The 21,733-nt window shown below is 63.0% G+C and carries 21 protein-coding genes, 1 tRNA gene and 1 pseudogene; 12 read left to right on the top strand and 11 right to left on the bottom strand.

Annotated elements, in window-relative coordinates; genetic code table 11:
- Positions 1-150 precede the first annotated feature (150 nt).
- Entirely contained in the window at positions 151-1,233 is a 1,083-nt protein-coding gene (locus LKE06_RS13720) for a serine hydrolase domain-containing protein (RefSeq protein ID WP_227999015.1), read from the top strand.
- Between the two features lie 222 nt (positions 1,234-1,455).
- On the opposite strand, the gene LKE06_RS13715 is transcribed toward LKE06_RS13720, so the two are convergent.
- The 3 genes from LKE06_RS13715 to LKE06_RS13705 form a co-directional block, all read right to left on the bottom strand.
- A complete protein-coding gene (locus LKE06_RS13715) occupies positions 1,456-1,941 on the bottom strand; it encodes a hypothetical protein (RefSeq protein WP_227999014.1) in 486 nt (161 codons plus the stop codon).
- A 958-nt stretch (positions 1,942-2,899) separates the two neighbouring features.
- On the bottom strand, positions 2,900-3,070 hold the full coding sequence (locus tag LKE06_RS33160) for a recombinase zinc ribbon domain-containing protein (RefSeq protein WP_227999013.1): 171 nt from the start codon (positions 3,068-3,070) through the stop codon (positions 2,900-2,902).
- 459 nt (positions 3,071-3,529) lie between these two features.
- Positions 3,530-4,090 carry a GNAT family N-acetyltransferase gene (locus LKE06_RS13705; protein WP_227999012.1) on the bottom strand — a complete coding sequence of 187 codons (561 nt, stop codon included), beginning with the start codon at positions 4,088-4,090 and terminating at the stop codon, positions 3,530-3,532.
- Between the two features lie 34 nt (positions 4,091-4,124).
- Between LKE06_RS13705 and LKE06_RS13700 the strand changes: the two genes are divergently transcribed.
- Both LKE06_RS13700 and LKE06_RS13695 read left to right on the top strand, forming a co-directional pair.
- Positions 4,125-4,292, top strand: coding sequence for a hypothetical protein (locus LKE06_RS13700; RefSeq protein WP_227999011.1), 168 nt, complete (start codon positions 4,125-4,127; stop codon positions 4,290-4,292).
- Positions 4,293-4,649: 357 nt separating this feature from the next.
- On the top strand, positions 4,650-4,916 hold the full coding sequence (locus tag LKE06_RS13695) for a hypothetical protein (RefSeq protein ID WP_227999010.1): 267 nt from the start codon (positions 4,650-4,652) through the stop codon (positions 4,914-4,916).
- Positions 4,917-4,991: 75 nt separating this feature from the next.
- On the opposite strand, the gene LKE06_RS13690 is transcribed toward LKE06_RS13695, so the two are convergent.
- Positions 4,992-6,245, bottom strand: coding sequence for a helix-turn-helix domain-containing protein (locus tag LKE06_RS13690; RefSeq protein ID WP_227999009.1), 1,254 nt, complete (start codon positions 6,243-6,245; stop codon positions 4,992-4,994).
- A gap of 886 nt (positions 6,246-7,131) precedes the next feature.
- On the opposite strand from LKE06_RS13690, the gene LKE06_RS13685 reads away from it, so the two are divergent.
- The gene (locus LKE06_RS13685; protein WP_227999008.1) at positions 7,132-8,331 is read left to right on the top strand and encodes a helix-turn-helix domain-containing protein; all 1,200 of its coding nucleotides are present in this window, start codon (positions 7,132-7,134) and stop codon (positions 8,329-8,331) included.
- A gap of 839 nt (positions 8,332-9,170) precedes the next feature.
- Entirely contained in the window at positions 9,171-9,443 is a 273-nt protein-coding gene (locus LKE06_RS13675) for a hypothetical protein (protein WP_227999006.1), read from the top strand.
- Positions 9,444-9,496: 53 nt separating this feature from the next.
- Here LKE06_RS13675 and LKE06_RS13670 read toward each other — a convergent pair whose 3' ends face one another.
- A complete protein-coding gene (locus LKE06_RS13670) occupies positions 9,497-10,711 on the bottom strand; it encodes a L,D-transpeptidase (protein WP_372477333.1) in 1,215 nt (404 codons plus the stop codon).
- A 310-nt stretch (positions 10,712-11,021) separates the two neighbouring features.
- On the opposite strand from LKE06_RS13670, the gene LKE06_RS13665 reads away from it, so the two are divergent.
- Both LKE06_RS13665 and LKE06_RS13660 read left to right on the top strand, forming a co-directional pair.
- Positions 11,022-11,094: transfer RNA gene (locus LKE06_RS13665), tRNA-Lys, on the top strand.
- A gap of 714 nt (positions 11,095-11,808) precedes the next feature.
- Entirely contained in the window at positions 11,809-12,486 is a 678-nt protein-coding gene (locus tag LKE06_RS13660) for a methyltransferase family protein (RefSeq protein ID WP_227999005.1), read from the top strand.
- A gap of 257 nt (positions 12,487-12,743) precedes the next feature.
- On the opposite strand, the gene LKE06_RS13655 is transcribed toward LKE06_RS13660, so the two are convergent.
- The 3 genes from LKE06_RS13655 to LKE06_RS13645 form a co-directional block, all read right to left on the bottom strand.
- Positions 12,744-14,366: an FAD-dependent monooxygenase gene (locus LKE06_RS13655; protein ID WP_227999004.1), complete on the bottom strand. Its 1,623-nt coding sequence runs from the start codon at positions 14,364-14,366 to the stop codon at positions 12,744-12,746.
- A gap of 552 nt (positions 14,367-14,918) precedes the next feature.
- The gene (locus tag LKE06_RS13650; RefSeq protein ID WP_227999003.1) at positions 14,919-15,395 is read right to left on the bottom strand and encodes a DUF4232 domain-containing protein; all 477 of its coding nucleotides are present in this window, start codon (positions 15,393-15,395) and stop codon (positions 14,919-14,921) included.
- 563 nt (positions 15,396-15,958) lie between these two features.
- Positions 15,959-16,444, bottom strand: a complete 486-nt coding sequence (locus tag LKE06_RS13645) for a CGNR zinc finger domain-containing protein (RefSeq protein WP_227999002.1) — start codon at positions 16,442-16,444, stop codon at positions 15,959-15,961.
- A gap of 82 nt (positions 16,445-16,526) precedes the next feature.
- Here LKE06_RS13645 and LKE06_RS13640 point away from each other — a divergent pair, with 82 nt between their 5' ends.
- Positions 16,527-17,417 (top strand): alpha/beta fold hydrolase, encoded by an 891-nt coding sequence (locus tag LKE06_RS13640; RefSeq protein WP_227999001.1) that lies wholly within the window; start codon positions 16,527-16,529, stop codon positions 17,415-17,417.
- Between the two features lie 162 nt (positions 17,418-17,579).
- Here LKE06_RS13640 and LKE06_RS13635 read toward each other — a convergent pair.
- A pseudogene (locus LKE06_RS13635) lies at positions 17,580-17,711 on the bottom strand (SDR family oxidoreductase); the annotation flags it as partial.
- Positions 17,712-17,782: 71 nt separating this feature from the next.
- On the opposite strand from LKE06_RS13635, the gene LKE06_RS13630 reads away from it, so the two are divergent.
- The gene (locus LKE06_RS13630) at positions 17,783-18,223 is read left to right on the top strand and encodes an NUDIX hydrolase (protein ID WP_227999000.1); all 441 of its coding nucleotides are present in this window, start codon (positions 17,783-17,785) and stop codon (positions 18,221-18,223) included.
- A 459-nt stretch (positions 18,224-18,682) separates the two neighbouring features.
- On the opposite strand, the gene LKE06_RS13625 is transcribed toward LKE06_RS13630, so the two are convergent.
- On the bottom strand, positions 18,683-19,057 hold the full coding sequence (locus LKE06_RS13625) for a cupin domain-containing protein (protein ID WP_227998999.1): 375 nt from the start codon (positions 19,055-19,057) through the stop codon (positions 18,683-18,685).
- 75 nt (positions 19,058-19,132) lie between these two features.
- Here LKE06_RS13625 and LKE06_RS13620 point away from each other — a divergent pair, with 75 nt between their 5' ends.
- The 3 genes from LKE06_RS13620 to LKE06_RS13610 all read left to right on the top strand — a co-directional run bounded on the left by LKE06_RS13620 (position 19,133) and on the right by LKE06_RS13610 (position 21,246).
- Positions 19,133-19,603, top strand: coding sequence for a MarR family winged helix-turn-helix transcriptional regulator (locus LKE06_RS13620; RefSeq protein ID WP_227998998.1), 471 nt, complete (start codon positions 19,133-19,135; stop codon positions 19,601-19,603).
- Positions 19,604-20,135: 532 nt separating this feature from the next.
- Complete coding sequence (locus tag LKE06_RS13615; RefSeq protein WP_227998997.1) at positions 20,136-20,798, top strand: transglycosylase SLT domain-containing protein; 663 nt, start codon at positions 20,136-20,138, stop codon at positions 20,796-20,798.
- A gap of 136 nt (positions 20,799-20,934) precedes the next feature.
- Positions 20,935-21,246, top strand: coding sequence for a hypothetical protein (locus LKE06_RS13610; protein WP_227998996.1), 312 nt, complete (start codon positions 20,935-20,937; stop codon positions 21,244-21,246).
- A 21-nt stretch (positions 21,247-21,267) separates the two neighbouring features.
- On the opposite strand, the gene LKE06_RS13605 is transcribed toward LKE06_RS13610, so the two are convergent.
- Positions 21,268-21,732: a MarR family winged helix-turn-helix transcriptional regulator gene (locus LKE06_RS13605; RefSeq protein WP_227998995.1), complete on the bottom strand. Its 465-nt coding sequence runs from the start codon at positions 21,730-21,732 to the stop codon at positions 21,268-21,270.
- Between the last annotated feature and the right edge of the window lies 1 nt (position 21,733).

Here is a 21,733-nt window from a genome sequence, read left to right as displayed (position 1 = left end):
TACTGGTGAGCAGAGATAGCACCTCTCTCACTGCGTCGAATTCTGCGGGAACGCGGGATGTTTCAACAGCGATGGGAACGACAACCCGGGTGCGTTCGCTGACTGCGTAAAGTCTGCCGCAGTCGTCGAGCGCGATGGATCATCACGTGTATGAGTGCGCTCACCTCGTTACAGAACTCGCGCGGTGCCGAAGACGCTTTCCCCACAGTCCGATCGGCTCTGGCCGATGTCGCAGCCCAGGGCACCTGCCTCGGTGCCACGCTTCGAGTGCTTCGCCGTGGTGTGGAGATCCTCGATATTGCCGTCGGGGACTGCGGCGACGGGCGTGGGCTGACAGCAGACACAGTTGTGCCGTGGTTTTCCGCATCGAAGCTGGCCGCGACCGTGGCAGTGGCACGCGCCTGGGAACTCGGACTGATCCAGCCCAGTGATCAGGTCGTGCAATACTGCCCGGAGTTCACCGGCCCCGGCAAAGACGACATCCGCATCGAGCACCTGCTGACCCATACCGCCCCGTTACGGACCATCGACCGCGAAGTAGGTCGGCAGTTCGCTGACGGCAGGGACACATTGGTCCAGCTGATCCTGCACGGCGATGCCGACCCGGACTGGGTGCCCGGCACGCGTGCGGCCTACCTCGGCCACGCCGGTTATCTGCTACTCGACGAAATCGTGCGACGAGCCAGCGGCCAGCCGTTCTCGATCTTTCAGCGGGAACAGGTCACCGTCGCGCTGCGGCTACGCTCCGAACTCGGTGGCCCCCACAGCGCCGACATCGCGGAAGTCCCGTGGTTCGGACCAGCCGAACTGGCCGAGCGGATCGGCCGCTACGACCCGAAAGCCGGGTATCCCAGCGCCTGCATGGCAGGCCCGTTCGCCGATGCCGCCACAATCTGTGAGATGCTGCGCACCTCGGGGCGGCACGCCGGCACACCGATCCTGCAGCCCACCACCTGCCGGACACTGATCACCGATCACCGACCGCCAGCGCTGATCGACGAATCAGCCGGCACTACACGCCGATGGGGACTCGGCATCGTCCTGGCAGCCGAAAACTTCGGCCCCGCCTCCACCGAATCCTTCGGCGCCTTGGGCGGCACCGCCAACCTCGTCTTCAGCGACCCGGCCGCCGAACTCACCGCCGCACTCTATTTCCTCGGCAACGCCGGATCCACCGACAGACTCACCCGCGACCAGCACGTCATCAATGCCCTCTACCACGACCTGACCTGAACAACGACTATGCGCACAGTAGACCACCACCTGGCTTGACCAACCACCCACAGAGCCTCGATTGGGAGACACAACCTAGTGACGGCGACGGTCTCTGCCCCGGCGATGGCCGCCCTCGGACGTTGCAAGCCGACAACCGGGGCGAGACGGTGCCACAATGAATTCACCGGGGCGACCGAGTACCTGTGGACGCCGTCGATGCCCCACTGCAACGGGTCCGGTTCAGCTCAGGCATCGCACCGTCTTGACGACCGTCGGATCGGTTTCTCCGACAGGGATATCGCGGTTGGGCCAGTCCGTCCACGTTGCGGCGCCCGGGGTGATGGCGGCCAGCGAACTCGACGTCCCATCGATCGGTCCGACCACCGCGAGCCGCCGGTCCTGTCCCCGATCGGCTGCGTTGGTTCCCAGCCCCCACACACCGGAATGGGTTGCCCCATCGAAAGTTCGGAAACGAATGCCGATCAAGTAGTAGGCGTCATAGGGAACCGAGGACCGTCCACGAGCAAACCGATCCTCGACAGCCATCGCGACGAGAGCCTCCACAGGCCCGCGCCCGGCCCGCTCAGTGATGGTCGCGACCAGGGCACCGTCGACCGACCGGCAGTCGTCGGGCCTGCGCGTCTCGGTGACCACCGCTACCACAAGTGCTGTCGCGGCCGCTGCCGCGACAACTGCGGCCGCAGTTCCCAGGAACCAGTTCCTCATCCCCTCACTGTGGCCTGGTTCATGGGCGAAAACCAACGGCTACAACGCTTCCAAACCGCAGGAGGAAACAAGCCGACATCGTCGAGGCATCCAACAAGGCGAGCTGGACCAACCCGACCCGAGAGACCCCGCAACCTCGACGAGCAGCACGCATCCAACATCCAGCGACATCCTCAACATCGCCGCGCATACCAGCACCACAAAGCCACGAAACCCGTGCTCGGGCATCAATTCTAACGGGGCAGTGGCTCGATCCCCGCTGGTCTTGGTAGTCGCGATCGTCGATTTGGCAGGGAACACCGACCAACAGCCATGGCACCCCGACCCAACAGACCTCGACCTGGACGTGAGATCCGGAGTCCGGTGCCTCCCCAAACGCCCGCATGGGCCCGCGTCGCAGCGCTGCAAGTGACACGACCGCCGCTGGAGACGCGACGAGAAGTAACAGGACTCGCGACCTGAGGACTCGCGTCTCTTGGACGGGGCGGCCCGCCGAATCGGTTGCGTTGGTGCGTAACTGCAGAACCGGCTCTCAATCCAAAGCCCCAGACAGGGACAGTGTGCGAGACTCATCCTCCCACCGCAAACGTATCAAAGCCTTTATCCCTGCTAGCCTCCTTCCGAGGATCTTTGACGGACGGCAGCGGACTCAGTGCACGGCGCTTTCCTCAGGTGGAATCAACCGTCGATGACGAGCAGTTCTTCCGCCCGCAACGCGTGGGCGTAGTGGTCATACCCCCTCCCGAGTTGAACCCCCGCGCACATATCCCGCAACGGATCACTCTGGCGCGGCACTTGCCCCACTTGATCGTTGCCTCACGGCCCGGATGACGATCGCCGGGCCGTCGACCAGCACGTCGCGGTTCGTACGCTGATGCGTCAGCCACCCCAAACGTGATAGTGCGCGAACCGTCCCCCCGGGACGGTTCGCGCACTATCACTATGACCAGCAGATTCTTCACTGTCGACGATTCACAGCCTGATCGACCGAGTCAGCGTCCAGCCGAGGCTGATCACATTCGGCCGAGCTATACCGCGATCGGCTCCCACAGGTGTAATACCGATACGACCGATTGCGGCCCGTCGCCCGCGTCCCAACCATCGACTGCCCGCATCGCGGGCACCTCAACCTCCGGTCCAGTTACAGCTTCCGCCGGTCCGTCCTGAGCGCGCTTACGATGTCGATCACCCCGACCACTACGAGAACGGCGCCGAGTGGCCCACCTCGGAACCAGAAGAATTCGGTGTCTCGCGCGAAGAGCCACAATGCTGCCCCGGCGAGGACGAGCAATATCCCGAAGCCGGCCGCAAATCGTATCTGCATACTGCAATCCTGCCGCCACGTCGGGTGCGATTCATCGGCCGTAAGGGCGGTGCGTACGTCATCATTTCGTATGACGAGCCCGGTGACCCGTTGTGCTGTGATGCAGATGGTGACTTCGTTTCCACCGCTACGCGGCGGCCGATGGACACGGCGGTACCTGGGCCCCGCCATCAGCACTCTCGGACCTGACCGAGCGTGAACAGAAGGTGTCGCGGCTGCTGAGCTGTGCCGCCTCGCGAGTGGCGGAGTTCGCGCGGTAGATCGTTAGGTTTTGAATGTGTGCAGGCGGGTGGTGGCGAGGGTCTGCCGCGCGCCATGTGCTTCGAATGTGCTGACTGCCTGGAACCGGAGGCGGGTGGCAAGTTTCAGTGAACGCTGGTTTGCCGTCTGGGTGATGACCAGGACCGGTTGATCGGGGAGTTCGTTGGCGGCAGTGTGCAGCGCGGCGGTAGCGGCTTCGAATGCAAGACCTGCGCCCCAGGCATCGCGTCGCAGCAGGTAGGTCAGTTCCAGTTCTTCGCTGTCCTTGGTAAGGTGTCCGGGCTGGTCGGCGGATCGGTGGTTGAGCATCAACGTTCCGATGAGCAGGTTCGTCTCCCTGTCCGCGATGACGTAGACGCCTGGGCTGGCTGTCACGTTGGTGGTGCCGACCGTGTCGAGATACTCCTCGACATCGGCGCGCGGACGCGGGCCGCCAAGATATGCCCGCACCTGGGGGTCGGTCTGTAACTCGATGAATCCCTCGCGGTCGTCGTCGTGTGCCTTGCGCAGCCGGAGGCGATCCGAAGTGATTTCGGGGGCAGAGAGCGTGGGTAGTCGGGTCATGAGGTCATTCTGACGGAGTTGTGGATGTTCAACTATGCGGTCCTTCGGGTCGGCGCGCACGCACCGGTCGCTGGCGCAGCGCCCGGATGGCCCGTTCGGCGCGGTGCCGGCCTTGCGGCCGGGTAAGTGGACCCGCAACGTCAATATCCAAGTACCGCAACGTGAATGCGTGCGCACCGGAGACGGCAGCCGTGGCAGTTGACACACCACCAGCGATCGAAATTCGGCGCATCAATGATACGTCTGGCACCACAGCAAGCAATGCGTCAGCTATCGTCAGGAGAAGCAGCCCTGCGATCCCAGCACCCACTGGCTGGGTGTTCCACCCCGAACTGGCTCAGAACTCAGACCCATCTCGGAAGGATCCTCCTTGCGCATGCGTCGATTCGCCACAGCGACACTGGGCATAACCGCCCTCACAACCGGACTGTTCAGCACGACTCCCGCCGCCGCCCTCACCCAGCACACCACGCGCCTGGACCCCGCCGTATCCCGCGATTGTTTCGGCGTTGCCATCACCTCCCCCAGGGCGGGCTCCGTCTTCCGGAGTGGAGAGACCGTGAAGGTCGCCATTACACGCGATTCGGCTGCGCATGCTTCCGTCCTGACCAAAGTCGACCTCTATCAAATGCACGAGCCGGAACCCACGCTCATGGAGACGGTCTGGAGCGGCGAGGAGCAGATCGCAGACAGGTTCACACTCCAGACAATCATGCCGCAAACCGAACTGCCCGACCAGCAGTTCTTCTTCAGCGCCGTGGTCGAAGATCCCAACAACGGTACGGCCTGCTCCATAATCAGCGAGACGGTCAATCTGACGGTGTGACAAGGGTTTTCAGTGTTCCCCAGCCCGCTGTCAGCGGCACAGGATCCTTTTTACGGGTTGCGTCATAAAGCCGCGTCAGCCGAGCCCGGCCAATGCCGTGATCCGGGTAAGATCTCGCCGAAGTAGCGGGTTGTTGCGTCGTTGCAACTTATGCACTGCAGTTTGCGCATCTGGATCGTATAAAAGGTCTTCTGGGCTTGCGTCGGCTGCTTTGGATAACGCGAAAGTCGAGGCCATTTCGTCCCCACGTTCGATAAATGCGCGTGCCAGGGCGATATAATAGCGGGCGCGCCCTGGCAGGGCGTTGTCACCGAGGACAACCTGTTCGGCGTCCCGGATTGCCTGGTCAAAGTCATTGCGAGCCAAGCTGATTTCCATGCGCGCGATTGCCACCTCGCGCGCCCCGAAGGTGATCCCGAGCACTTGCCTACTGGCTTCGCCTCGATTCACAGCGTGTTGAGACTGTAGCATCAGCTGTTCGGACCGGGCCATTTCCCCCCGCGCTGCGGCCGCTTTAGCGGCCAGGAGGCGAAGCGCATTTCGAAGTTGTTCATGCTCGGTTGAATTATTCGACATCTGTTCTGCAGTATCCAACGCAATCTTGTAACATTCAGCGGCTTGGTCGATATGCAGTAAGGTGTTGGCGATATGCCATCCACCCACTGCGGCCATCAAGGTTTTGTCCTGATCACACGAGATCGCCACAGCCCGGTCAGATACAGTCCACGCCAGATCATACGAACGTATCCGTATCATGATTTCCGCAGTTAAATGATAGCATTGCGCGAGGAGATCCAAGATCTCCGGCCGCTTCGATTGCCAATACAGCTCTCGGCAGCGCCTGATCAGACGAGGAAGCCGCTGGGAAAGCTGCGAGAATCGAGAGGGCGACTCTCGCCATATCATGCGACAGAGATTCATTTCGGATACAACCGAACTGCATTCGTCGCGCGGCCGAAGATCATCTTTTGGAGTATTCAAAACACACGACTGACCGGATCGAAGATTCCGCAGCTCCGGATATTCGATAATCGCGGCCCCGAATACTTCGGATACCTTCGCAGCAGAGTTTGTGGAACTCCGCCTTGCCGGCCCTGGAATATCTATCAGTTCGCGAAAATCTCCGAATCCGAGCACCTGAGCCAGCCGTACGATTACACGCACATTGTCCAATTGCTGTTGCCCGTTCTCAACGAGGCGAAGCCACTCCTCACTACGACCCACCAGGCCCGAAACAGCTTTCCGAGACAATCGGAGCTGGATTCGCCGCATTTCTATCCGCTGCCCCACTTTTGAATTCTGCTGACCCGATAATTCGATCGCGCGCACTAATGCCCCTTTTGTCAACCAGCAGAACACACCGGACACCAATCGGTCCGAATACCCTACCGAGGAACTCAAATTGTGTGAACATCAACCGCCTACGCCAACCGCCAACGCCAACCGCCGATCGACAAGATCAGTATTGCCCGAATTTGTCGCATTCTGAACACATTTCACACAAATCGTTACAATGCAAGCACATTCGCAAGGGCCGTCACGCCTCGATGCGCGGCTTGCCACCTAAACAAACATACCGGTCGCCATTTTAATTAGCTCGGACCCCACTGGCGTTCGGGCTCGTTGCACTGCCAGGGATTTCGGCGAGGCTCGCGGATGGTCACGCTGGCTGATCACCGCTGTCGAGCCCGAGCTCATTATCGTGCTGTCACGCCGCATCCCGGCGAGAAGGTCCGTTAATCCGAAGTCGCGACCGTGGTCCGCCACCACGGTCGCGTGGCAGATGTCCTCGATGATCTCGACCTACTGACGACGACCGGACCCCCGCGTACGCCTTACACCCGTCCGTGCCGACAGATCGTCAATTCTCCTTGTCCCCAGAACCATTGACCCAAATGTCCTTTGGCCGACCATCGCAACCAGGATCGGCGGTAACCCATAGAACGTCCACCACCATGGAGAAGATCCAGCGCTGTATTGCAGACGACGTTGCCTCAGGAACCACGCTCAGTACTCGGCCCGCCCAGCCGCCTCCGATGAATGGTCACCTATGCACACAACTCCAGCACCAGCCGACCGAATACCACCACCGACCTGCGTTCGGTGCGGCTCCCGGATTGCCCGCTACCACAACGAAGAAACCGTGTGTTTGCCGTGTAGCCGTGGTCAGAGCGGTCCGCCACAACTACCGGCCGAAGCGTGGCGGACCCAGTACATGCGTGCAGCCCTGTCGACCCGAAACATGGCGGCCGTGCTGTCGGCCTATCGACACAACCCAGCACACGGTAGCCGGGCTATACCGCAGACTGAGACGGCGCGCTGGCTGGGGATCACGCAAGGACAGTTGAGCCGCATCGAGAACGGCCGCAGTCGCATTAATGATCTCGACAAATTGGCCCACTACGCCCGCGTGTTGGCGATACCACCTTCGTTGCTGTGGTTCGAAATGGAAAACGACTCGACATCGCGACAGACGACGGAGATGCCGCAGCTGTCCGATGGAAGACCGGTCAGTGCCGCTGGTCCGGCCTCGGATTCGATTCTCGCCGACTCACTCCTGACAAACCTCGCCCAGTACGTTCGCACCGATATGGTCATCGGACCACGCGCTCTGCTTCCAGTGGTCGCCGAGCAGATACGCTTCATCGAGGAGCTTCATGACACCAGCCATGGCCGCACCCGCGACAAATTTCGAGCGGTGCACGCCCGGTTCGCCGAGTTCCTCGGCTGGCTGAATCAAGACGCGGGCAACCTACGGGCCGCGATCGAGTGCTCAAACGTCGCATATGCCCTCGCTAGAGAGTTGGGCGACGATCGCCTACGGTCCTATTTCCTCATGCGCCAGAGCAACCTCGCCGACGACGTCGGCACCGGGCGGTCAACCTTGAACGTCGCCGAAGCGGCGCTGCGACTTGCCCAACCATCGACGCCACGACTGCGCGCGCTCGCACTACGCCAACGTGCCCGCAGCCATGCTAGATCGGGACAACCCGACGAGTGCGCCCGCGCGCTCGATCTCGCATACGAATACGCTGCCACAGCAAGCGGCGACGATACCGACCTTGCGGCATACTGCACCCCCGAATACATCGCGATGGAAGCCGCCGACTGCTGGGTGCAGCTCAACCGCCCGGAACGCGCCATCGCCCGGCTCGAAGCCGGACTCGCCCGCTGGAAGCCCGAAAACCGGCGCGACCTCGGCCGTGGGCTGGCCGTGTTGGCTCGCGCCCGAGCCCGCACCGACCAACCCGACCAAGCCCTCGACGCTGCCCGACATGCCTTGGCTATCGCCACCGAAACCGGTTCGGTACGCACTGAAATCCAGGTAAGGCAGGCGGCCGCAGAACTCGCCTCCACCGGAGCATCCGAACACTTCGCCGAGCTGCGCTCAGCTCTGCGCACGATGGTGCCGTAAGAACCACGACGGCGACAACACAGCACCGGCCAGTCGAACAATACGCGAACCGAAGTTGGCCTCGTGCGCGCTATTCGATACTGCGCTACGACATTTCGATGCCGCTGTGCTCAAATTCCACAGGACGTAATTTTCGGTCATATATTTGGTAGCTTTTGCGGGGCAAGTGTTTGGAAAAGGCTCTGGCATCCCCCCTCGGACACCGGCGCAAACACCGGTGTCCCCCGGCGAAAGGACTCCTTTGTCATGAACCGAAACCGGATAGGCCGTCGCATCGCCGGGTTGGTTGGCGCCGCAGCACTGGCCACCGCCCTTACCGCTCTGACAATCACACCCGCAAATGCCATCATCGCGAGCTGCGCCGAGGGATATACCGTCCAGGACGGCGACACTGGGAGGTCGGTTGCCGAGAAGCACAAAATTTCTATGCAAGATCTGTATAGGTGGAATTTTGCCGAGGGGGACGCTCCAGGGAGTATGGATCACCTTGTCCCAGGAGAAACGTTGTGCGTCAAAGTCGACTCGAAGCTCTAAGTCGTCGAACGGCGGCTTGTCGGTAGGAGACGTTGACTGAGATTTCGCGGTTCGTATGCCGGGATGTCGGCCACCCCATCGATGCCCAGGCCGGGAGTAATCTCGGCCTGGGCTTTTTGCCGGCTCCCTCCGGCGACGTGCTGATTCCCCTGTGCGCCAGATAGTTTCAGCGCCCAGCGTCCCGCCGGCCCCACCGCAAGCACTTCACCAAATGTGTGACATATGCCAGTTTCACTCCGTAGACTGCGGCCGAGGGAGGTGTCGCCAGGCATCGCCATGGTTGATCAGAAAGACAGCTGAACGTGATGCGTTCCACGGTTTTCGCAGCTCTTGCCGGTGCGACCCTGATTGCCGGTGCCTCCGGTACGGCGGCCGCGGAGTACGGATTCCCCACGGGCACCAGTGGGTCGGCGGGCGGGGTCGCCACCACCGGATCTTCGGGTACCGGGTCTTCGGGCGAGGCCCTTGCCGCCTTCGAGAAAATTCTGTTCAACGGCCCACTGCTGTGCGCCGCGGTGGGCAGCGCGATCAACGCGAACGTCACCTGCCCGGGAACGGCCGGGCCTGTAATCCCCTGATGCCTCGCGAAACAGGCCTCCAGCACTCGCTGGGGGCCTGTTTCGTTTGCTTGTCAGCGGACCTCGGCGTTGCCCGCTTTCCATTCCGGCCACGGAATATTCCAGTCGCCGAGACCGTCGACGCCCGACAGGGTGCCGCCGACGGTGTTCTTGATAATGGTGATGTCACCGCGCTTGGCATTCTGGTAGACCCACAGCGCGTCGGCGGGACTGAGGTTCAGGCAGCCGTGGCTGGTGTTCGAGTACCCCTGCTGCCCGACCGACCACGGTGCCGAGTGAAAGAAGATGCCGCTGTATGAGATTCGAGTCGCGTAGTCGACCGGTATCCGGTAGCCGTCCGAAGAGTTGACCGGTACGCCGTAGGTAGAGGAATCCATGATGATCTGGTCGAGTCGATCGCTCACGATATAGATGCCATTGTCCGTGGGTGCGCTGTCCTTACCCATCGAAGTTGGCATCGTTCGCACCACCTGACCGTTCTGCTCGACGGTCACTTCCTTGGTGTTGTCGTCAGCGGTGAAGATCGTCGGGTCACCGACGGTGAAGAACGACTGGATATTGTCCTGGCCGAACAGCCCGTCGCCCAGATCCTTGCCGTACACATCGACGTCGATGCTCACCTTGGTACCCGGTGCCCAGAAGTGCTCCGGCCGCCAACGAACCTCGCGGTTGTTCACCCAGTAGAACGCGCCCTCGACAGCGGGCTCCGTGGAGACCTTGATGGCGTTCTGAACCGCCATACGGTCCGGGATGTTCTCGTCGAACTGCACCGCCACCGGCTGGCCGATGCCGACGACCTCGCCCTCACCGGGCAGTAGGTATGGATGGGTCTGACGTTCGGGAGCCATGGTGCTGAAGCTCAAAGCGGTGGAGATGGTCCCGCCGAGACCGATCGCGTCGGTGTGCAGCCGATAGGTCTTGCCGTAACCGAGCACCTCGGCGGTCTCCCAGGTCCGACCGTCGGCGGCCAACTTCCCGTCGACCGGAGTGCCCTCCGCATTGACGAGCGTCACGTTGGTGAATTTGCCGTCATCGACCGTGAAGCTCATCGGCATTCTTGGCGAGACTCCGACCGCACCATCTCTGACCGGTGACACCAGCTTCGGCTTGATGAGTTCGCCGACCGGGTTGCGTTCGATGGCCGCCAACGAGCCGTCCACGACATCGGACGACGAGCATGCCGACAACACCAACGCCACAACGGCGAGAACAACAACAGGCGCGGTGACTTTCCCCATCAACCGAAGACAACCCTGCGCAACGCTCATCTCAAACCCCGTTTCAAGTCCCGCTGCGCCAAGAGCGCACCGACGCTTCGGATCCAACCGACCGCTAGCTCAACCCACCGGGCCGGCGGGATCGGTCGAGACCACGTCCTGACATTCTGCCAGTCCGACACCCTCGGCAAGCTCGATGCGGACACCACATTGGCGCCGGCGAGTTCCACCGGTTAGATCAGGACGGCCCCACCAGTCGTTACGGCCGCGCGCGCCCACCGTCGCGGCACCGCTCGGATCTCGATTTCACTTCTGCGCCCTCGGCCTGTTAATGTCTGTTCCGCACCGGAACACGGAGCAAGCGCCATTAGCTCAATTGGCAGAGCAGCTGACTCTTAATCAGCGGGTTCGGGGTTCGAGTCCCTGATGGCGCACACAAATTAGCAGGTCAGGCCCGATATTATGATCGGGCTTGTTCCACTCCACCAGACCGTCACCAAAAAATCGCCACCAATGGTGGTTCCTCAGGTGACGGCGCCTAACCCCAGCTCCAGCACGGCCGATGAGTCCGGTGTCTGCTCCGGCGAGGCGATGTAATGTCGCTCCGTGATGCCCTCACGAGAATGCCCCAACTGCTTCGCGGCCGTCTTCGAATCCGACGCCTCAGCGATAAGCGTTGCGACTGCCGTCCGGAATGTGTACTGAGTCACATCGCTGTACAGAGTGCCTCGTGCGGGACTCGATCGGGGCCCAGCTGTCCAGGCAGCCTGGCCGATCAACAACCACCCGCCACACCACAGCTCTCGAACGGTCCTTGCCTCCTGGAAAGCGCGCCCTCGGCGGCTGGGGACGGAATCCCTGAACCGTTCGGACGGTCCATCATCAAGGACGCCGTCGGGTTCGCCAGTTCACTCGGTATCGCCGTCGTCAACACACCGACCGGACACGCGGATACCATGCGGCCTGGGCCAGTCTCGGGATTCCGGGCCTGGTCGCGGAGATCGTCGCCACCCACTTGGCGTACCTGAACGCGATCGAGCGAGTGCTGGGCGCTCGGCCAGGCGTCTTCCTCCGGACCGCCGCCGAGGCCGTGAGCTTCTGGGTCACCGCCCTGCGCGAGGCAGCGAGAGAGAAGGGAACCCAATAAGATGATCAAGCTCATCGGGCAGACCGCGCTGACATTCGCCATCGGCGTTGTCGCGTTCTCGACACTGCTCATCCTCCCAGCGTGGGACCTCGGCTACTGGCAGGCCTGGGTCTTTATGGCCGTCTTTCTGGCAAGCACATCCGTTATCGGGCTCTACCTCTCGCTCGAGGACCCGGCGCTGCTGGAACGGCGCAAGAAGTTCGGGCCGGCGGCGGAGACCAACCCCGCGCAGCGGATCATCATGACGCTGACCATCATCGGCTGCGCTGTAGTCCTGGTGTTCTGCGCGCTGGACCACCGTTTCGGTTGGTCGCCGACGCCCTGGTTCGTTTCGGTGATCGGCAACGCGCTGGTCGCGCTGGGTCTGCTCGTACAGCTGGTGGTGTTCCGGGAGAACACCTACGGCGGATCGACCGTGGAGATCTTCGACGATCAGCAGGTCATCACGACCGGCCTCTACGCCCAGGTCCGCCACCCCATGTACGTCAGCGTACTGGTCATGTCCGTGGGCATCCCGCTCGCGCTCGGCTCCTGGTGGGGGCTCGCCCTGATCACATTCATGGTCCCCGTCCTGGTCTGGCGGATCCTCGACGAGGAGCGGCTCCTCGAGTCGGACTTGCCGGGCTACCGCGAGTACACCGATCAGGTCCGCTTCCGCCTCGTACCCCACCTCTGGTAGGACACCCTCATGCGCTGGGGTCGCGGGCAGTTGAGAAAGCACAAGAGCCGCAAGGGTGACTGCACCTAGCTAGTGTCCAACGAGAAACCGCTGGTCGTCCCCGTTCCCATCTATAGGTTGACCCGATATCCAATCGTGATAGTCCCCAGTGGTGTCGCGACCGGGAGTGCTCGTGCGGTGGCGTTCAGACAGGCGCGAAGTGCCATGATGATCCGGGCACCGCTCACCCAAGCCGAAGAGTTGTCCACACCTGGTAATCACGGTCGGGCGAGGATGTGGCGAAGCACTCGATGCAGTTCTGTCTGCGGCGATTCCGGGAGGGCGTCGGACCGCCAGGCGACGAAATCGTCGGGACGCACCAGCAGCGCCGCATCTGGTGACAGCCGGGTGAGCTTCGTCCACCCGCCGTCGACCTCGCTTATATCCGCATCAGGGCCGATACGGTGCACGTCGATCGACACATCCAGCAATGCAGAAACCGAGACAGCCGCGCTGGCCCATGGAGTGCCGGCAGAACCGGTGAACAACGTGAAGCCCTTCCCGAGCAGATCGAGGGTTGACATGCGCATACCGTCGCGTTGCACCCAGGCATGCGGCACGCGGGTTCCGGCTTCCCCACGCAAAGCCTCGCCGTCGACCAGCTGTACGGCATCGGGGTCGGATGCAGCGGGCTCGTCGGTCACCACCGCTGTGGAGCGGTACTTGTAGCCTGCCACCATATAGAACAGCGGCCGCTCCTCCTCGGCGGGCAGCACTGGGCTGTCTTCTCCCAACGGAAGCAGCGCGGCGGCCGGGCCGGTGAGAGACTGGTGGGCCGAGAACCGTGCGACCGGTTGCCGTTCGGCACGGTAGGTCTCGAGGAGTTCGTCGCCGGCTCTTCCGTTCAGCACCGCCGCGAGCTTCCACGCCAGATTTTGTGCGCTCTGTATCGCGCTGTTGGCTCCGCCTCCTTTGAACGGGGGCATCGTGTGCGCCGAGTCACCTACAAGAAATACTCGCCCGCATCGGAATTGGTCGGCCACCTGTTCGTAGGGCTGCCACGGTGCGACATCCACAATGTTCACATCGATTGGCGCACCAATCGCTTTGACCAGCATCTCGCGGGAGCGCTCGGGGGTGAACAGATCGACGGATTCACCCCGACTGGGCAAGTAGGTGGTCATAAAGACGCCGAGGTCACCCTTGGCCTCCATGAAAACCCCGTTCGCCCCGGGGGTGTCGATCTGGACAGCGTCCCCGTCGCCCAAGTCCGGGACGAATTGGCGCCATTGGGCCCGGAAATAGATGAAGACAACGAATATCGGAAGCTGGCCGAAACCTGACGTGCTGATGCCCAGCTGTCGGCGAATTGGGCTGTGCGTGCCGTCCGCGGCGAGCAAATAGTCGGCATGCACCCTCGATACCGCCCCGCTGTCGAGGCCCTTTATCGTGGCGTCCACACCGGTGTCGTCCTGGCTGAACGACACCAGTTCCACGCCATAACGCACCTCGCTGCCCCGCCGCCGCGTGTCTGCGAGGAGAATAGGTTCCAATCTGCTTTGCGGACAGTACTTCCCGAACGCTTCCGGGCTGAACCCTTCGGCGCTGGGGAAAATCGAGTCGACATCGAGCACCTCCTTCTGCTCGGCGCTGCTGAGCGTCACTTTGCCCACCATGGTCGAGATGTGTTCGGCGACCGCGTCGACCACGGACTCCAGGCCCAGACGCCGCAAGATCTCGAGACTGCGGAAAGTGAGGTTACGGGCCTTCGGATACACGGAGATCCGGCCGCGCTTTTCGACCACCAGCGAGTGAACGCCCTGGTCGGCAAGCAGTGTCGAGGCAGCAAGACCACCAGCTCCAGCGCCCACGATCAGGACAGGCCAACGAGGCTCCGACATCATTCACCTCCAGCATCGTGCGAGTTGCAACCTCACCTTGCCTGTGTGCTGCTTCGCCGGCCATGGTGTGCCGCTTACGTCGTCCCAGCGAGCCGGACCGACCAGGCACCTGGGGGAACGCGCCATCCGGATCGGCCGCCCGATAACTCACCTCGTCGAAGTAGCTGATTCAGATCCGTCTCTGCGCATCGGTCGCCAGCTGCTCGACACCGTCACCGGCGTAGAACGCTGCCACGGGTTGCCCGTCAGCATCGAAGATTCGCACGTTGGCAGTCAGATTCGGCTCATCCTCGGGTACCAACTGCAGTTCGAGCCGCTGACATTCTCATATTGCCCCACACGCAACCCTAATCCGAACTCCGCAAGGCAACTCAGGGTTACGCAGTGAAATATCGCTCTGGTTGCCCGCCCTCTCCAGGTCGACTTTGCATTCTCAGCGGATCCGAGCTGACCGGCCCTTGGTTGGAGCTGTCGAATCTCGCTCGCTGCGGGTGGCGAATCGGAGGGGCTCTACGCCACTGCCGTCATCGGTGCCCGCCCGGTGGCGGCTCGTCAGGCTGGGCGCAGGGGGCCGATATAGGTGCCCGGGTGAGTGGCGGCGTCCTGTCGCGAGACGCTCCCGGCCTGTGGCCACGGCACCTGCAACTGGGTGGTGGTGTCGGGTGGGGTCACAACGATCATGGTGGGGGTCCAGCCCTGGGGTCCGTCCGCGAGATAGGTGAGCTCGCTACTCACGGCGGCGCCCGGCGCGACTGTCACGGGCGCGAAACCTGCTTCCTGGCGAGGCAGCGAGTAGGTCGGTCCGAAGGTCGGGTGGTCGGGGCCGGTCAGGTCGACCCCTGGGTGGCCCTGTACCAGGCAGGTCTGCGGGGACGTGTTGGTGAGCACGATCCGCAGCATGTTCTGCCCGTTGGAGGACGGGGGGCCGTCCTGCTGGGTGGTCGCGTTCAACATCTCGGCAGAACATATCGGCGGCTGTGCCGAACTGATCGCCGGGACCACGAACATCGCCGGTACCGCTGCTGCCACGACTGCTATTGCTCGCCTCATCATGACCGTCGAGGCTCCTTTCCGTGCATGTTGTCAATCGGGGGGTTTCGTCTGGCTGTAAATCGCCCGCCGGGGTGCGACGATTTGCCATCACATCGTCAGTGGCGCTGCCCCCTGGGCTCCCGCCGGGGCGGCCAGTACCAGTGCCGGCGCGGCGAGCAATCCTGCTGCCAGCGCACACACGGTCATCTTTCGCACGAAAACAAGTACCCCTTACCCTGCGTAATGACACCCGGTGCCGGCCGCTCCGATATATGACCGCGGACCGCCCGGACAACCCATCCGGTCATGCGCCGGGCCACAGGGACGCTAACCTCGGATCAACTAACCTGTCAATGGACTCGAACTGGTTAGCGAGGGGGTGGCACTCGAAGGACGCGCTGCTGGACCTACTCGACAGCAGGCCACTGGTCAACGGCGAGAAACGGGACGCACTCGCCGATCCGGTCGATGGCAGACGCTGGGCGCGCGCACGGCAGCCTCGCGAAACTGGCCCTGCTACAGCTGTTCCTGCTCGACCTCGGCCTCCGCTCGGGCAATCACTACCCGTGACTCCGCCTGCGTGCGTAAGTTCGCGCCTTCATCCGGTTGCCGCAGGCTGCCATGGAACACCACCGGGCGGTCCCAGGTCGGCTGTGATCAATCAGGAACAGGTTGCATTCCTCGTTGGCACAGGCTCGCAATCGTCCCGGCAGTTCCGTGGTGACGCGCGACCACGCGACGACAACTCGGACGGCGAGCTCTTCCCCGGGCGATACCTCCAGCTGCCAGGACACGCCCGCGAGCGCGACGGAAGGACGGAGTCGTGCCCGGTCGAGCGCGGAGGCGAGGCTGCTGACATCTGACGACTTTCCCCGGATCAGCCGGTGCAGCGCGTCCCGCACCCGGCGCAGCAGCTCGCATTCCTCCCTCGTGCCGCTCCCGCCCAGTGCGCGCGCCCAGTCCGCGTTCAATACGTCCGTCGGATGCCCATCGATCACCGGGGCACTGTTGAGCAAGGCGAGCAACAGCTCCTCATCCTCGGCCACGGCCCCACTCTCCTTGACATGACATACCGATCCGTGAATGATCACCATATCCTAACCAGTTAACTCTAGTTAAGAGGTTATCATGGTTGCCGTTCATCATCGGACCGTGGACGTCGACGGCTTGACCGTCTTCTACCGGGAGGCGGGCCCAACCGACGCCCCCGTCCTACTGCTGCTACACGGCTATCCGACGAGTTCCCACATGTTCCGTCATCTGATCCCGGCACTGGCCGGTCCGTACCGGGTGATCGCGCCCGACCACATCGGCTTCGGCCGCTCATCGGCGCCCAGCGTGCAGGACTTCACCTACACCTTCGACGCTCTCGCCGAGGTAACCCGCAGCTTCCTGACCGTCCTCGGCGTGCACCGCTTCGCGACCTACGTCCAGGACTACGGCGCACCTATCGGCTGGCGACTCGCGCTGGCGTCCCCGGAATCGATCCTCGCCGTCGTCTCGCAGAACGGCAATGCCTACGAGGAAGGGTTCGTGTCGGACTTCTGGGAACCCATCTGGGCCTATGGAGCGTTGCGCAGCGCGGAGAACGAGGCACAGTTACGGCCCGCTCTGAGCCGGGAAGCCGTCGAGTGGCAATACACCCATGGCGTACCCGACCCCAGCCTCATCGATCCCGACTCCTGGGAGCACGACCTGGCGCTTCTTGCCCGCCCCGGCATCGACCGCGCCCAACTCGCCCTGTTCGGCGATTACGCCGGCAACCGCGCCCTGTACCCGGCGGTGCACGACTGGCTGCGATCGCGGCGTGTCCACGTCCTCGCCATTTGGGGCCGCAACGACGAGATCTTCGGACCGGCCGGCGCGGAGGCGTTCCGGCGCGACGTCCCGGACGCGGAGATCGTACTGCTCGACGGCGGACACTTCCTCCTGGAAAGCCACCTCGACGCGGTCGCCGCCATCATCCAGTTCCACCCCCGCGTGCTGCGTGCTGCGGCCATCGAGGGACAGCCGGGCTGAGCCCGCAGAACCGAACCAGGCACCACCGGACCAAGCCACGCCCGAACCGGCACCTGTTGCGCCGGTCAGGCGTGGCTGCCTACCGCGGTGAAGTCGGTGTCGAATCCCTTCCGGCATCAGGCTGGCAGGAATCGGGCCCATACTCGGTCACGTCGGCGGAACTCAGATCTGGTTCAGGCCGCCGTCGACGTAAAGGCTCGAACCAGTAATGAAGCTGCTCTGCTCGGAGGCGAGGAAGGCCACGGCGGCGGCGATCTCTTCCGGGTGACCGAGCCGACCCAGAGGACCTGTCGCTGGTCGACCGCTACATCGAAGCTCTCTACAAAGTCAGCACCCACCACGCCGATTCGAAAGGGTAGAACTCGATGATCGAGACCACACTGCTGGAGAAGTTGACGCGGGACGCCGACCGTGACGCGGTGCAACAACTCGTAGTGGGCGCCGTCGTCCACCATGGCGGCAAAGTCCTACTGTTGCAACGCCCCACCGACGACTTCATGGCTGGGATCTGGGAACTTCCCAGCGGCAAAGTCGATCCTGGTGAAGCCATCGACCAAGCCCTGATTCGGGAAGTCAAAGAAGAGACCGGCCTCGACGTCACCGCCGTCCGAACTTACCTGGGCGAGTTCGACTACCAGTCCGGCAGCGGCAAGAAGAGCCGTCAGTTCAACTTCACTGTCGAGGTCGCGAATACTGACACAGTGCAGCTCGCTGAACACGACGCGTACACATGGACCAGCCTGGCAGAGGAACCACCGGTCACGGATGCCGTGCAGCAGGTCCTGGCGCGGTATCGGGAGATCTGAACGGGCACAGGTAGTTCGGCTGCGCAGAGGGCCGAAACTGAAGTCTGAATATCGCCAACAGCCCGCTCCTGAAACGGAGCGGGCTAGGTTGATGGCGCATATTCGAGCCACTGGTCATCTGCGGCGTCTTCGACCACCGGCGTTACGGCTGTGAAGACGACTGAGCGGCCCCACTGGATGGCGTCGAACAGCGTTGGCATCGTTCAGGATTCGTCCTCGCAGACAAACAGATATGCCGCCTCCGCATGCACGACGCAGTCATCCGGATAGTGGTAGCGGTGGATCTCGAGGAGCTGCCGAGCGCGCTCAGGGGTGAGTTCCATCAGGTGTACCTGACACATGTACTCCGCTGTACTCCGCACTTTCCGGCCAGACCGAGCAGTGCAAGACTGGCCGGTTCGGTGTCGATACCCGCGCCGGTGCGCGCGAATCCGCAACCAGCGGAAGGGCTTCGACCCCTCAGCCCGCCCAGGGTGGCGTGATCACAGTTCCATCGGCGAGTTCCGCCGCGAAGCCGACCGGCGCGGTCACGACAACGATGGCGGGCTGCGCGCCGGGGTTTCCCAGGCTGATGACCGAGCCGGCGGGTGCGACGGCCGCATCCCCCGGCTCGAGTTCCGACGGCTCGCCGTCGATCGACAACGTCACCACCCCCTGAATGAGTAGGAACGCCTCCTCCCGCAGGATCTTGTGCCCAACGCCTTCGGTGCCGGGCGAGATGTGGGTCTGCCATAGACACAGTTCGGCACTGCCGGCATCGGGCCGGACGTAGGCCACGAATCGCGCGTTGTGCATTTCATGGATCTGTGCGTCGGCGGCACGGATAACGGGCATGTTCCACTCCTCAAGTAGTCAAGTCACTTGACTATATAGTCAATCCACTTGCCCGTCTGTGTCAAGATGGGATTCATGAGCGACTCTGAGTTCGCCACCGGCCCGCGCCCCTACCACGACCTGGCCGTGCTACTGCTCGCCGCGAGCGCCGCGGCCACGGACACCATCCATGCCGGGACCCAGGCGGCCGGATTCACCGACCTGCGGCCGACACACGGGTTCGTGTTCGCGCGCCTCGCGCCCCATGGAGCGACCGTCGGCGAGATCGCCGATTACCTCGGTGTAACCAAACAGGCCGCCAGTCAGTTGGTGGAGGAATTGGTACGCAAGGGCTACGCCGAACGCAACGCGCATCCGAACGACGCCCGTGCACGCTTGATCACATTGAGCGAGAAGGGGTGGTCCTGCACACGTGCCGCCGACGCCGCCGCCGCAGATTTCGCCAACCAGTGGGCAGCCATTCTCGGGGAATCCACAGTCACCGAATTGCGCAATGCATTGACCCGTGTCGTGACCTTGGGAAGGGTCCGCCCGACCTCTTGGTAACGAGAAAGCGGCAATTTTTCGATTGTTACCAAGAAACTTACGTGTCCTGCATCACATCAAGTTTAGGAGCAAACTCCCCGCGTACGCGTCGTTTCGACCTGCATGATCTTGGCGAACCAAGATCGGTAATACCTTTCATTCGCTTTTCGTTTACCCTGTGTTAACCAGTCGTGACCATCCTGAGACCCGGTTCGTAACAGACCAGCAGTTTGGTTAGACCGAGGAGCAACACACACACATTCGGAAAACGACCGCAACGGAAAGAATCAATCGCGGTCGATGGAGTACCGCGCGGCACCGAAGGTGACCGCAATACTCCACCCCTATGCGATAGCGACACCCACGTGGCCAATTGCCCCGGGAACCAATCCGCATCGCGCCGATGGAAAACCGAATTCCGTCATTCACAACAAAACCCGAAAACAGCATATCGGCCGAATTTGGCGAGCGTCCGCACTGGTCGCCTGCCGTGGATCCTTGCTGCCTACGCGGCTCGGACCGAACCGACACCGATCAAGGGACTGAATTCGAAATGCCTGACAGACGCTTCCCCTCCATCCGCCGCCGTTCGCTGCGCGAAGGCATAACCTTCGCCATTGCCGCGGCAGGCATTGTTTCCGTCGCGGCCTCGTCCGCAGTCTCGGTCGCCGACAACAGTGTCTCGTCTCGCATTGCCATGGTCGCCGACGAGCAGCCGGTCGAGGCCGCCGCAGCCCCCTCAGCCGCCGCAGCCCCCTCAGCAGTCGAGGCCCCCGCGGCAGTCGAGGCCGCCACGGCCCCTGCTGCCGCCGCAGCCCCCGCGCCTGCCCTCGAGGCCGCCGCGATCGCCGCACCGATGCCCGAGCTCCTGCCCGAGCCCGCGCCGCCGGTCTATGAGGACAACCTCAACGGCTGGATCCTGCAGGCGCTCGACATCATGCACGTCAACGGCATCCCCGGCAGCTACGACGGCATCTACCGCAACGTGATGCGCGAATCCACCGGCAACCCGACTGCGATCAATCTCTACGACTCCAACGCTGCCGCGGGCATCCCCTCCAAGGGCCTGCTCCAGGTCATCGACCCGACCTTCGCCGCCTACCACGTCGAAGGCACCCCGTACGACGTCTGGGACCCGGTCGCCAACATCGTCGCCGCGTGCAACTACGCCGCGCACAGGTACGGCAGCATGGACAACGTGAACTCGGCCTACTGAGTTCGTCCACCGTCTCCGAACGCCTCTCCGTCGCACCGACGGGGAGGCGTTCGGCGTATCTACGACGGCCTGCCGACGGCCACGGCCGGTCCGCTAGGGTCGACCGGGACCAACCACCACCGATGCGGATTGCGCCATGACCGATTACGCACATTCCGACGCCGCGTCCAAGAGCCGCGCCGAGAAGGCGCGGCGGCTCGCGGGCTACATCTGGGATCGCGGTATCACCGGAATCGAGCTGCTCGAGATGCCGAGCGCCATCCGGCGCAAATTGGCACGCGCGGCGGACACGAATCCCCCGAGCACCGACGAAACTTGGGCAAGTGTCGCCCGACTACTCGACGAGAAGGACACCTGGGTCGCGCGAAATCCGAATCATCCTGCGGCACAACGTAATCACTCCGACGAGAAGTTGCTGTGGGTGAAGCCGCCGATTACTCCCTGGTGACGATCACCGACTCGGTGCCACTCAGGTGCTGACATCGGTACCGCCTTCGGCCTCGGCTACCACCTTGTCGGCCAGTGATCGTAGCGCTCGAGCCTCCGCCGGAGTCATCACGTCAATGAACAGGCGGCGCACCAGGTCGACGTGATTCGGCGCCGCGTCCTCCAGCGCGGCACGACCGGCCGCGGTGAGTTCGACCAGGATGCCGCGAGCGTCCTCCTTCGCGGGACGTCGCTCGACCAGGCCGCGGGCCGCCATCCTGGCCAAATGCTTGGACAGCCTGCTCTTCTCCCAGCAGATCTCCGCGCCGAGTTCCTTGGCCCGCAGGCAGCCGCCGGGCGCCGCGGACAGCGGGACGAGGATTTCGTAATCCGCACTGGACAGGCCATCACCGGCGAGACCTGCGGCCACCGCCGCGTCCACGCGCTGGCGCAGCCGAATAAAGGCTTGCCAGGTAGTTTGCTCGTCATCGCTCAACCATCGGACCACG

The sequence above is a fragment of the Nocardia australiensis genome (assembly GCF_020733705.1).
Lineage (GTDB): Bacteria > Actinomycetota > Actinomycetes > Mycobacteriales > Mycobacteriaceae > Nocardia > Nocardia australiensis.
The sequence above is the reverse complement of the archived record's forward strand: the minus strand, read 5'-3'. Positions and strand labels throughout refer to the sequence as shown.

What these genes read in the sequence shown, in the direction of transcription:
- LKE06_RS13720 (WP_227999015.1), top strand. Translation starts at nt 151, where the DNA reads ATGAGTGCGCTCACCTCGTTACAGAACTCGCGCGGTGCCGAAGACGCT.
- LKE06_RS13715 (WP_227999014.1), bottom strand. Translation starts at nt 1,941, where the DNA reads ATGAGGAACTGGTTCCTGGGAACTGCGGCCGCAGTTGTCGCGGCAGCG.
- LKE06_RS13705 (WP_227999012.1), bottom strand. Translation starts at nt 4,090, where the DNA reads ATGACCCGACTACCCACGCTCTCTGCCCCCGAAATCACTTCGGATCGC.
- LKE06_RS13700 (WP_227999011.1), top strand. Translation starts at nt 4,125, where the DNA reads ATGCGGTCCTTCGGGTCGGCGCGCACGCACCGGTCGCTGGCGCAGCGC.
- LKE06_RS13685 (WP_227999008.1), top strand. Translation starts at nt 7,132, where the DNA reads ATGCGTGCAGCCCTGTCGACCCGAAACATGGCGGCCGTGCTGTCGGCC.
- LKE06_RS13675 (WP_227999006.1), top strand. Translation starts at nt 9,171, where the DNA reads ATGCGTTCCACGGTTTTCGCAGCTCTTGCCGGTGCGACCCTGATTGCC.
- LKE06_RS13670 (WP_372477333.1), bottom strand. Translation starts at nt 10,711, where the DNA reads ATGAGCGTTGCGCAGGGTTGTCTTCGGTTGATGGGGAAAGTCACCGCG.
- LKE06_RS13660 (WP_227999005.1), top strand. Translation starts at nt 11,809, where the DNA reads ATGATCAAGCTCATCGGGCAGACCGCGCTGACATTCGCCATCGGCGTT.
- LKE06_RS13655 (WP_227999004.1), bottom strand. Translation starts at nt 14,366, where the DNA reads ATGTCGGAGCCTCGTTGGCCTGTCCTGATCGTGGGCGCTGGAGCTGGT.
- LKE06_RS13640 (WP_227999001.1), top strand. Translation starts at nt 16,527, where the DNA reads ATGGTTGCCGTTCATCATCGGACCGTGGACGTCGACGGCTTGACCGTC.
- LKE06_RS13630 (WP_227999000.1), top strand. Translation starts at nt 17,783, where the DNA reads ATGATCGAGACCACACTGCTGGAGAAGTTGACGCGGGACGCCGACCGT.
- LKE06_RS13625 (WP_227998999.1), bottom strand. Translation starts at nt 19,057, where the DNA reads ATGCCCGTTATCCGTGCCGCCGACGCACAGATCCATGAAATGCACAAC.
- LKE06_RS13620 (WP_227998998.1), top strand. Translation starts at nt 19,133, where the DNA reads ATGAGCGACTCTGAGTTCGCCACCGGCCCGCGCCCCTACCACGACCTG.
- LKE06_RS13615 (WP_227998997.1), top strand. Translation starts at nt 20,136, where the DNA reads ATGCCTGACAGACGCTTCCCCTCCATCCGCCGCCGTTCGCTGCGCGAA.
- LKE06_RS13610 (WP_227998996.1), top strand. Translation starts at nt 20,935, where the DNA reads ATGACCGATTACGCACATTCCGACGCCGCGTCCAAGAGCCGCGCCGAG.